The organism is Paenibacillus rhizovicinus (assembly GCF_010365285.1).
Lineage (GTDB): Bacteria > Bacillota > Bacilli > Paenibacillales > Paenibacillaceae > Paenibacillus_Z > Paenibacillus_Z rhizovicinus.
This window is the reverse complement of the sequence record NZ_CP048288.1, coordinates 48,176-61,101: the sequence shown is the minus strand read 5'-3', so window position 1 is coordinate 61,101 and position 12,926 is coordinate 48,176. Positions and strand designations below refer to the sequence as shown.

Genomic DNA, 12,926 nt, shown 5'->3' with positions numbered 1-12,926 from the left:
TATGAAAAAGCCGGCTGCCCATTGCCATAAGCGAGGTGCAACAGATGCCAGAAGATCAAGAGAATCAGTTTTCCGCATACTTGGATCGAGACACTAGGCCGATGTCTCGATTCCTGGCATCTGAAGATGAACGCCAGGAGATGCCGATGCTGGCCAAAGTTGGAATTGGCGTAGGAATTGGTGCTATTGCTATGACGCTTGCTCACCGGACGGGCGGTATGCGCAGAATGGCACAATTTATCGAGGTGCAAGGCAAGGCTGCCCGGCAGGCTGCAGAGGAAGTCGCCATGATGGACGGCCGGGGCATGATGAACGTGGTCCATCGAAATGGAGAGTTCCGTGAGCGTTACCGTACAAATGTGCAGGAGCGGGCAGAAGCCATGCGTCAGGGCACTCATCGGGAATACGATATGCAGCGGATCGTCCGCCAAATGAACAACTTCGTGGACCGGGAGATTCCTTCGCATATCGAAGAAGGCATGCGGTTCAATGCCATCATGGATGACTTGCGTAGTAAGCATGGACTATCGGAAGACACCGTTAATAAAGTGACCACCGCCTTCCACAAGCGCAGTAACATCAGCAAAGGCAATTTCTCATTGAAGTATGCGCATGACCGGGAGATCCGGGCGACGTTAGCAAAGCATGGAGGCATTGAGGATAAGAGCATTCAGGATGCGGTAATCCAAGCAAGAGCAGCACACCGGAACTTTAACGTCAACCAGCAGGGACAGCAGATGCAGGCTCGTGTTGATCGGATGCAGCGTAAATTCCGTGACCTGGCCATGAGCGAAATGCATGAGCTCACTCGCAAACAAGGCGGCATTAAAGAGGCCATTCGTGGCCACCGTCAAGCGACAATCGATGATATCCTGGAGCTTAACAGCTCCGGACGCATGAAAATCGACACGGATACGAAGATCAACCTGGAGCGTATCCGATCGAACAACCAGAAGTTCGGACAAGCCGTATTCGACGAGCATTTGTATGTCCGCATCAATGCTGATGGCAAAGCACATGACTTCTTCGACTACAAAACCTTTGACGACATTAAGGAACGGACGATGGAGTGGTGGTCGCCGACCATATTCGGCGGGATTGGCCATGTGCGGGATGTGCTGAATGCGAGGAAGGCTAGACGAGATACTCCTTTCCGGATGTTTAACCGAGGCGGCATCCAGCCAATCCTCAATGCGCAAAGGGGGCTGGCTAACAATGAGACGCTCAAGGAAGAAGCTATGTATTTCAATGGCCGCTTCTACAACCTCTTCGACAATGGAGCTGCAGATGAGCCCCTTGAAATTCTTAACAAGAAGCGTAAGGTCCGACTGACCTCATCACAATTCGGCACGCAGGCACGGATGGTTCGTGCTACAGCGGGCATGGGCAGTGAAGGAAAAGATCGAAACCTGTTTAAGCGGATCTTCGACCTTGGCGATCAGAACAAAGATACCACTGCGCAGGCATGGTTCAGTGTCGCCGGCAAGTTCTTCAACCCGGAGTGGGAGCGGAACATGATTGATAAGGCTGTGCGAGAGGGTGTCGATTACAAAGGCTTCTTCAAGGCCCGTGGTTATTTCGAGAAATACACATCCGGCTTTTCGCCTCGTGTGCTCAATCAGATCCAGAGCCATATGCCGCAGCATATCCAAAAATTCGTCAAGGATAACAACATCAACTTCAACCGAGACGATGACATGCTCAAGCTCTTCGAGTACCTGGGTAATCCGAAGATGAAAGTTCCACAAGGGAACGGTGCGTTCTCATCATCCAATTCGGCGGCCAAAGGTGCGAATGAAGGCATACGGAACCTCTGGCGGCAATTCGATCAGAACCGAGAGGGCGTGCTTGGCCGGATCAATCCGATCGGCGAGGCGAACCTTCTGGCAGGCGAATATACCAGGGTTCAAACCGGTATGGATCAGATCAATCAGCAGGTCAGTTTGGAACTCATCCGTCAGATGATGGAAGTGAAGTCCGGGCCGAAGCAAGGTTTCCGTGATCTTATGAGATCTCTCGAGAAAAGTGGAGACATCCGTGGAAAAGACATGCGTGAAGCCAATGACCTCTATGCGCATTATGAGTTCCTTCGAGAAGGTCGAACGATCTACTCGGCAACCGACGATGCACTAGAGCGGGTCAATAACCTGTTTACAGGAGACACCGCATTTAGATCCCACGTCATTGGGATGACCAAGAAGACGAATCCAATGTGGGAGCGGTTCTCCGGCAGCCGGCCGGTGAATGAGTTCGGTGACGATTACCTGGCCGTTAACATGTCATTCGAAAATGGTTTTATGAATCAATTCTCCTCATGGAGCGGCATCAAGGACTTCGCAAAACAATGGGACCCGAGAACAGGGCGACGCAACATGGAAGATTATACGACGTTCTCGGCTTACATGTCCTATATTCCATACCGTCTGCAAGATGCGCTTGGCAGCGTAGGGCTGGGATTGTCCGATGCTTCAATGGGGAATAGGCTGCAAATGTGGTCTTCACTGCTGCTGAAGCGGTTCCTGCCGGTCGTAGCGATCCCGACCTATGCGGATTATATCGATGATAAGTCCGAGCAGTTAACTGGTCAGAGCATCTCAGACCGCTGGGAAATATATAAGGCAACAACCGAGCTCAACAAGGCGGCGGCCCGTGATGCAACTGGTCAGACCGAGGTGCTCAAGCGACGCATGATGCTCCACCCAGGAGCAGAGCATTTCAGCGGCGGTCCGGAAGTATATCTTCCAGGGTTTGGCCGAGCCAGCGCAACCCGACTTGCCGGCTTTATCGCAACTGGCGGGTCTCCGGTAGATGAACGAGACGCCTATTCGCAAGAGGAAATGTACGATTACTACCAAAACGGATCTGACGAAGTGCGTAAAGGCCGCTGGTGGTTGTTCGGCTCCAAGGGCGCTTACCGGGGCGAGCGGATCACTGAGTTCAGACCAAACTCGTACCGTCTTGCGATGAGTGACTGGGAGTACACAAGCGTGACCTCTACGATGCAAGAGCGCTGGGAGCACTCGGCGTTCCCGACACTAGAGAACCCGCTGGGCGTTGCCCGCAACTTGTTCAACTCCGAAGAGGACAAATATTGGTGGGAAAACAAGCACTATTACGATCGGCCGTACATGCTTACCGGATCGCTATTCAACCCAAACACAATGGTCTTTGGGGATCTCGGAAACGCTGCGCTTGGCCAAGTCGTGAAGCCAGTTAGACAGATGCACACTGAATACTGGAGTGATCCAGTGTTGGTGCAGGAGCAGGCTGATCAATTGGCCGAACGGCCGGCAGATCCGATCTTAACCAAGGTGTCGCCGGGTGGTCGAATGGAGCATGTCGTTCAAGCGACCCCGGACCAATACGGTGCCTATTTCGACAGCAGTCGGCCGCAGCAGACTGTGAGCAGTCAGGCCATGGCAAACATTGAGGATGGCAAGGCCCGCCTCGCTGAATCTAAAGCCGGCAGCTACCCGACAAGGTACTTCATCAGCAATGAGCTGGATAATAACGGATCGGCTACCGGCGCCTATGTCATGCAAGATGCGGCGACGAGTAGCACCATCTACGTGCCTTCGAATGTGGCCAAACAAAACATGCCAATCAACAAAATGTTCGCCATGGCTGCGGAGCCCGTTCCAACGGTAGACACCAAGCCACGGGCTATGTTTGATCAAGATTTTGTATATCGCCAGGAAGTCGTCAACCGTAAACTGCGGAACCTGCAAGACCCGACGAGCCTCGAATGGCAGAGTCAAGAAGCCTTTGAAAACTGGACAGAGCCGCTCGGTATTTATAAATACGCAGCTGAAGAGCTGATTGGCGGAGATCCTTACAAGAATAAGATGATCATTCAAAAAGCCGATGCGGCCACCAACATTTCCAATGCGTTTTGGGAATCAAACCTGGGCGGCGCTGGCGGCGATGTATCCGAGATTATGCGTCGTTTTATCAGAAGAGACAGTGGCCAGCTCGATACGTTTAATCCGATCCGAAATACGATGCCAGACTGGATGCCCGGTGGCGGGTATTTCATCAACTTCCAGACGGGTGATCCGTACCAGAAGATTGCACATGGTGAGTACAGACTCCCAGGCGAAGCCTATGAGCGAGTAAACCAACTTCATCCGGATGAGACAGGGAACTATGGCGCTTTCGATAAGTTCAAGATCCTGGCTGACGTGGCGCCGTGGAGCGACGAGTATCGCTACTGGAAGGATTATGTCGAGGACAACAACAAGGACACAGAGCTGCGCCGACAAGCTGCAATCATAAAGGACCAGGTATCCAAGCGAAAAGCGAAATATGAATTTACGGATTACCGGTTCAAGGACAACGATATTGAGAAGCAAAAGGTCACGGTGTCTAAGTTCCTTGATGATTACACCTTCCTTACCGAGGAGATGCCGGATACGCCGATTCGACTTGCCGGCATGAAATATCAAGCCAAAGCTGAGGGTGTTCTCCAATCTTACTTTAAGGTTGGCGACAAGGTGACGATCGGGATCAGCGCTGATCCATCCAGACGCAGCTCCGACGATTCATATAATACGATGCGAGCTGTCGTCTTCAAAGGGCTTGAAAATGTTAACCAAACGATTATTCGAAACGGGCAGATGAGAGAGAATGAGACGGATTTCACGGCTGCAGGCGTCCATGCCCGATTCACAAAAGGCGAGATTGCGCAAGGACGCCGGTGGGAAACCATGGCGCACGCCGATACCTTTCTCAACTCCAAGTTCCTCCCGGTCCGAACAGCTTTGGAAGAATACGAGCGGGATCACATCTATGGAAAGGACTGGGCGACGTGGGACAACTTCATGGTTGATGACTACGTTGTCCCAGCCTATCAATCCGGTATCCGTGGTAATGTGTTGTTCGCCGCTGGAGCGGGACTCATGTTTTCAGCTCTTCCAGCCATTTTTATGTTTGGACGAGGAAAAAGCGGGTTCCGGCATCTCAAGATCATGGGAGCCACATCGGCCGCTTTCGCTGCCGGCAGTATTTGGCGATCAGCTCATGAGGCACAGACCGGTGAAACCTGGATTCCAGAACGACGCCGTAAAGAGCAAGACATCAACGAGTATTTCGATGTTCTGAAATATATGAAATTCTCCGGCCTGTACGAAAGGGCGAAGGAGGAGCTGCATCAGCAGGGAATTGATGTTGAGGCGATCGCTAACGACCGGGACATGAAAAAAGAAATGAACAAGGCCAAGCGGCAAGAGCTGCAGGACGAGAAACGAAACCTTTACTTGAACCAACCTGCAGGATGGGAAGATCGAAAAGCTGAGATCAATGCACAGCTCAACTTAATCACGGAAGATAGGGACGAGATGTACCTGCCTAATGCCGTGCTTCAAGCACTGAACTATAAGGAACAGGCTGAAACGACTCTCTACGCCGTCGATCCTTACGAAGACCGGATGAAGGTCATGCGGTCCATGCCATATAAGGATAAATGGTTCTTCAATGAGTTCGCAGAAGCCAGACTTCAAGATCAGCAGCGGATTTTGGATCTGGTTCCGGACAACGAAGGACGGGTCCTCAAAGCCCTTTGGGGTTACGAGCTGGAGGATCAAGTTCCACTGGAAGAATACTTCAAGGATAAGTTCTTGCCTGATGAGAATTGGGTCGGCTGGCAGCCGGACGTAAACCTGGAAGATTACCAGGTAAAAGCTGTTCAAGATGCAGGCATCGATTTGAGCGACTACAACTTCTGGGATGATGATGTCCAGTCGGCTGCCATGCTGCCGGACATGTACGAAGGTGGAAACGGTCCGGGCAAAAGCAACTTTAGAGGATACAGGGACATGCAGCGCAACATCCGAGAAGTTCTGAATGGTCAGGGTCTATGGGACGTGCAAGTGACCGTGACTCCGGCCAGTGACGGTGGATCCCGAATCAATATGGACTATCAAGAAGACCGGAGCCGTGAGATCGACTCGTACCTGAAGTACAATATGGATTCCATTGTTTAGGATGTGGGGATATGAATGACAAAATAAACGGTTTTGACAATACAGGGATTCCGATGGCCACCCCTGCTTCACAGCAATGGTCGCTGCTATCGTCATTCCATGCAACCCGAAAGGCATCATACGATAACGACCCGACTCGAGAGGATCGGGTCAGTCGGGTACTAAGTGCCATCAACGACACTCCGATCTTGGATCAGAAAACGATCAAGTCGAGCGGTAGTGTTATTTTGAAGAACTTCAGCAGCCCACATCAGCAGCTGGGACAAAAGCAGGTTGAGGCATTCCAGAAGTTCATGAGCGGGCAGAGCAACGTATTTTACGCCTTCGATATCGAGTCTCTCGGGGATGAAGCATCAGGAAAAGGCCTGCACGTTCCAGAGATTGCGATTCAGGGTTTCCAAAAGACCAAAGATGGACTTTTCAAAGCCGACAACCGGCGGCAATTGAGCCTCCTAGTCAAGCCGGACAAAGAAAGCCAGCTCTATCTGGATTCTCTGATCCGCCGGATCAAAATGGACAAATTCGCTTTCAACAACATGAGCGACGCTGAGCGCCGATCCATCGTTAACCTTATGCGCTACTCGACACTCTCGGGAGCCGGTCTGCAGGCAGCGAACCTAAACGAGTCTACGCTTTCGCATAATACGATCATCAAGAGCCTTGAGGATATGAATGGTCGGTACAGTTATCAGAAATTCATTCTCAATTTCGACATGTATCGGGATCATATCCAGTCCGGCTATAACAACCTTGTCGGCCTGAGTGACAAGCATTCCGTCGCCAACCAGATGCGTAAATACCGTACCTTCGTTCAAGGCCACGCCGATCAGACATTCTTCTCCTACAACGGGGAGAACTTCGACTTGGAGACACTGGACCGGTTCGGCAAGAAGACTGGCCAGACCATTGCCCGCCCTCAAAATCATGTGGACTATTTCCGGGTACTGCAGACAGCTTACGCCAACCCGGTTGACTTCCATCAAGAGTTCGGCGGCAAAGGTGTTATGAAGGGGCGATATTTCCAGCAGGGCTACCTGTCCATGCATGAGGTTAGACGAACACTGGGGATTGACGGCGATGATGCGCATGCGGCGATCGCCGACGTTGATGAGCGGGGTCTCGGTGGAGTAATCAACAAAACGCTGCCAAAGGTTCATAACAAAATCAATGCGGCCAAAAACCGTGGTGCCATGGAAGGCATGAATATCCGGCCATCCGAATTCACTTGGAACAAGAAAGAAGTGCTCAAGAAAGGCGATAAGCTGTTCGCCTCAAACGGTTACGCAGCCTACGGAGATGACAATCTCGATTTTCAAGCCAGGCTTGAAGATGGCAAGATGGCGATGCACGATGTCTCCTGGAATCGCACGGTCATCAATGCTCGCACTTTGTACACCGTCAATGGCGTCCGTGAGCTGACAGATGATAAGGGCGTAATAAATGGCCATGTGCTGGAACTCTTCGATTCCGATAATGACCGATACAGTTACGTGACCCGGCAGGGCCCGAACTCCATGCATCAGATTGCCCAGTTCGTGCAAAGCCGCTTCCATAACGTAAACGGCATGAGCAAGGACGAGCAGGCAGAAATCCGACGGATCCGAGAAACCGACCTTGCTCGCCGCAGATACGAACGGATGTCCAGTTTATCAGGTGCCGGCGGCGAGAGTCGTACTGCTGGATTCGATGCTGCCAAGCGGATGTACGAGAACACGGAGCATTACGAAAAGCGTCTGGGCGCCAAGCAGAAGAATATCGCAGCCAAAGCACAAGCGCTTGCGCTCGCCGAATACAGCTCTATGGGATCTACAGATCCTAACGTATTGAATAGCCTCTACTCTAAGTATGAGGCTCAGATCCGAGCAGAGGTCGAGCCGTACCGCAGCAACGATAGTTATCGCAGCATGCTCGACTTCAACAGTAAGCCGGTGGGCTTTGCTAACGGCCAGCTGCAGTGGGGCCACAATATTGACGAAGAGAAGCTGTTCTACCGGATGGCGCCTCGTCTGCGCAGCGAGCGGCCTGTGTTCCAGGAGGCGATCCGCACTATTGAACAACAGATTCCGATCCTGGACAGCATGACGTCATCAGAGCGAGCAGCTGCTCGGCAGCAGCGAGATATTGCATGGCGCCTGTACACACAAGGGGTAAGCCGAGATGATGCTGCAGGCCGGCACGTAGGCGCTCGTGAGATGGCATCATGGGAGAATCGAGGATTCCGTTTAAATGTAGATGGGGATGAGCGATTCTTCAGCATGCAGTCCGTGCAGCAAACAGAACGTGCGATCCGCAGATATATTCAGCAGGACGATTCCAATAACCCGCTGACACAGCAGCACCGGATGACACAGTTCATAAATGGACTGCATGAAAATGGCCTAATTGGTTCCGAGCTTCAGAAGCGGTACGGCATTATTGCACAAAGCAATGGCCAAATCAATGATACCGTGGTTCGCATCGCTATGGACCTGCACAGCAAGAACATTCCGCTGGAGTCGCCGGAAACAACATCGCTTGAAGCTCGTGATATGTCGAGAATCACCGGGGCAAGAAACCAAAGCATCGTAGGAGAGGCGATTCGCAAAACCCTGAGCTATCAAGGCCAGGCCTTTACGATGGGTGGCAAAGTTAATCTGCATGCGGACGCCGAAATGTTCTTCGAGTCCTTGGAAACAAATCACCTGTCGGGGCTAAAGGCAAACAACCGAGGCGCCGTCGAGAGCGTACTGCAGTCACTGAATAACTCCGGCCGCAACATCATGTACGACCTCAGCGTAAATCAAGATATTAACTCGCCTATGGCGAAGATCACAGTATACAAGCCGCAATACAGCACAAGCGTCCGAGAAGCGCTGCTCGAAGGAAAGACACACCCGAGGGCTGTTGAGATTTTGATCCCACTGATCAACCAGGATGGTATGCAGGTGCTCAATAAGCAGCGGATGATCGCTCACACGGTGGCGGTATGGGAAAAGGAGCAGGACGGCAAAGGTTCTGCTGTTCGTAAGTCCACAGCCGAAATCATTGGCATGCGATACGCCCATGGTATGGACGGCATCTTGTCAGCGCTGGACGAAGATGATTACGAAAAGGCGTCCTACCGGAGCAATCGGACATTACGAGATTCAATCTCAAACCTGGCTGGCGGGCAGCGAGATATCTATAATTTCAACGACACCTACGATTGGTCAGGCAACAAATCCGACTTCATGAAGCAATCGCACATCAACGTCATGCCGGCCATGTTGCACAGCATGCTGGAATCCAAAGAGTTGTCCGAAGGGGACCTGAACGATTCTGCTTTCTATTACGACTCGAAGGATCGCAGTCGCAAGGTGAAGCAGCTCCTGACGATCGATGACGTAAACATGAGCAAGCAATTTCAGATACGAATGGGCATGAGCGATTGGAACAACCGAGTTCGCTGGGATGGGGGCACCCCCAACCTGTACGTATCGTCAGTAAAAGACGGACGAGTTCAACAGGGCTCAATGTCCACCATGGACATGCGGGACATGACGCTGTACGGACATTACACTAACATGGGGCGGCCGAATGCTATTCAGTCCCAAAATATGTACATGATCTCTGATGAGGTGGCTGGCCGTCTCTCGAAGATTGACGCTTACGCCAACTTCAATCCAATGGTCGAGACAGAGATAAACGCCGCCTACCGATCAGAACAAGAGGGAAAAGGAAGACCGACCCGGACCGGAGTAAACCTCAAGGTAGCCTACATCACTAACGAGGAGCTTCACAAACGGGTGACGGATCTACAGAATACAGAACAGGGCCGTGGGCTGCTTCGGTCAGAAGGCATCCTCGTAAACCGAGGCGGCAAGGAAGTGGTCGATCCACGCCGGATACCGACTGTTTATGAGCAGCAAGCAGTCATCGCTAAGGAACTCATGGATTCAATGTCAGTTACGGACCAGGACTTCTATGATAAGGGAAACGGAACATTTCAGTGGCACAAAGACTTCGCTAGCAATGGTGCCGCAGCGAGGGGGAGCGATTTTGTTGTCGGTGGCCAGGGGCTCGAAGGTGCGGCTGTTAGGCCGGGTGATGTAATTGGGCGCAAATGGGTCGATGGCGCTTGGGAAGATGTTCGCCACGACAACCGATATGCAGGCAAACTTGTGGGGACCGGATCGCAGGTATTTGGCGTAGAGTGGTCGGAGAAACCATTCAAGCTCTCATTTGCCGGTGAGAAGGGGACAGATGCTATTACACCAAGCCTTCGGTTCATCGAAGCTATCACGGGCGACAAAGGGATCAGTGCTATGATCAGTCCGAACCCAGCTAAGCGTGCTGACTTTGGGATGATGATGGAAGGCTACGCCAAGACGATTATCGATCATGTCATGAACCAGGATCGGAAGAAGCGGGATCAGCTGCTGGAGCAAATAGACTTCGGCCGCATTGGCTTGGAGTTCAAGAACGGTTCATTCATGGATGTGAGCAGACAGGCGCCGATTGATATTGAGGACTTCCACAAGATTGCCAATCAAGTCGGCGCTAAGCTACAAACCAACACCGGATTATTCACGGGTATTCTGGAAACCCGCATGATGCACAATCGGCAGTATTACAAGTCGGTTGATGGAACAGGACGGTCGGTAATCGGCAACGCAAATGATGGCTCAAAAGTTTACGCAAACGGTTTAGATGGCACTTCGATTGGTCATCGTGAGATGCGGTACCTTCGCAGATCGGGAGCCACACAGACTTATGAGCATATCTGGAACGTAATGGAGAAGCAGAATCGTTTTGAGCAGAGCGACGTTAAGAATTTGGCGCACACCATCAAAGCGCTAGTAGATCCGGATGCTCCGGAAATGCAGCCCTATAAGGACCGCATTCTTCAAGGTCATGAGTTCGCATTTATGCCAGAAGTGGAGCTCGACCAGAACACGGTCAAACATACGATCATGGATCGTCAGGCAGTTGCCCACAATCTTGGTATAGATCAACGGGATTTGGGACACGGATTCTGGCTGGGGCTTCCGGAAGAAGTCGATATCAACATCAACGGAAAGAACAGCCCGGCAGTCAAAACCAACAAGATTTTCGTGCCGTTCATGCAGTTACAGGGAGACGGGCAGAGCGACCTGGTCCACCTGAATAAGCTGCAGCGGCAGATCGCCAATATTAATGACAGCATAAAGAAATATGGCGAAGCGAAATCCAAGACCGGCCGTGACAGCGCCTTGAAGCATATGCGAGACATCCAGCGGAACGTCAACAGCTACGTGAATCAACTCGGCACCGACACGCTGACTTCTAAAGGGATGGCCGGAGAGAGAGCTCTGAAGGCGCAAATGCCGTCATCGGGTACAGGCACATTAAAGCTCCTGGGTCCGGAAGCTTCGGCGATGCTCGGCGAAGAAATGACGTTCATCTCCACGCAGCAGGCTAAGGACATGGGCATCTACGAGCACATCATCGGCCAGCAGCATGTTGGCACAGCGGCAGAGAGTGATATTCTCTCCGATTGGAACCGGCAGCAGAACAAGAACGTGCTCACGATCCGTTACCCATCCAAACACGAATCGGCCGTCCAGTTCACACGGATCGCTATCGATCCTAAGCTGAAGACAGGTAACGTGCTGACGACAGCCTTTACGGGCGACCAGCTCGAAGGGGATGCCGACGGAGACCAGTTACACATGGTTTACGTGGACGAAGACAACGTGCAGAAAGAATGGGCTGCTCTGAAAGATAAGCGGGCTGCCGAGTTTATGGGCGGATACAGCAGCTGGGGAGATTACTTGACGCAAGAGGGGAATAAGAAGCTCTCTACATCCGGCCGGAATTATGACCTGCGGGAAGCGGTGAAATCGTATAGTGGTCAGGACACAACCGTCATCCGTCCGATGGAGCCGAACTTGCCGAATGAAATGGCTAACAAAATCGGTAAGACGCAGATCGGTACGATCTCAAACTTAAACTCGGCCATCCAAGATTTTGCTGAGCATACGTATGGAACAGGATCGAATGAGTACAAGTTCCTTTCGAAATTCGGGAGCACCTTGGAGCAGAAGGGTATCGACGCCGCAAAGGACGGTGTAGTGATCACGGAAGATATGAAGTCTCCGGTGTCCGAGTTCCGATCCGCTTTCCTGGCTTCAGACTGGAATAAGGTGCGCCGGATCGATCAAGAGAGCTATGGCGGCATGTGGTCCAGAGAACACGGGCTCGATGAAGCGATAGGACTACTGGATAAGCCACGTAACCTGAATGGCAATCTGGCCAACTCCGGCTTCCGTGTTGGTACTAGCTCCGGAATTAATGTGGAGAATGAAGGTCTTCGAAGAGTGCATGACACCATTTTCGGTAATCTTGAAGAGGGCGACCGGGTTTCCTCTAATGAGTTCACACGGATGTTCGGCAGGATGAAAAGAGGTGTAGGCGCCGCTCCGGAGCCTGATATTGATCCGACTATCCCAAATGTCGAACCCGAACTGGACCCAACGAATGTAATGGGATCCGAAGCTCGAGGGAAGCGTGCTGGCGCTATTCCGGAGATGATGCACGACCTGACCGGCGGTTGGATCCCAGAGAACATCTTCAATGGACCGAATGGTTCAAGAAACAAGAAAATTGCCTTGCTTGGCGGTCTAGCTTTAGGTGGTGTAATGGGTTACAATATTCTTAGTAATGACACTGGGCCGGTTCCACCGCCTCCGCCGCCACAGGCAGCGCCAGTGCCGCAATCACCTTTACCGCCGATCGGCGGTCCCAGCTCCGGAGCGCACGTCTCGATTAGCGCTAGAGGGCAAGGAAACCAGCAACAAGGGCTGTCATCCCTAGTTCAAGAAGGGATGCGCCGGAGCGGATATCAAGGTCAGTCCAACATGACCGTAAACTATTCCGATAACACCAATAACCTTTCGAGGCTCTGGTACCGGGATAAAGTTGAGCAGCACATGTAAGGGGTGTTAT

Annotated in this window: 2 protein-coding genes; both read left to right on the top strand. The window is 51.9% G+C overall.

The features are described 5' to 3' along the window. Window positions 1-44 precede the first annotated feature (44 nt). The gene (locus tag GZH47_RS32680) at window positions 45-5,981 is read left to right on the top strand and encodes a hypothetical protein (RefSeq protein WP_162645789.1); all 5,937 of its coding nucleotides are present in this window, start codon (window positions 45-47) and stop codon (window positions 5,979-5,981) included. 11 nt (window positions 5,982-5,992) lie between these two features. Then, entirely contained in the window at window positions 5,993-12,916 is a 6,924-nt protein-coding gene (locus tag GZH47_RS32675) for a hypothetical protein (protein ID WP_162645788.1), read from the top strand. The last annotated feature ends 10 nt before the right edge of the window (window positions 12,917-12,926 follow it).

Coding starts and splice junctions, on each gene's coding strand:
- GZH47_RS32675 (WP_162645788.1), top strand. CDS start 5,993: ATGAATGACAAAATAAACGGTTTTGACAATACAGGGATTCCGATGGCC.
- GZH47_RS32680 (WP_162645789.1), top strand. CDS start 45: ATGCCAGAAGATCAAGAGAATCAGTTTTCCGCATACTTGGATCGAGAC.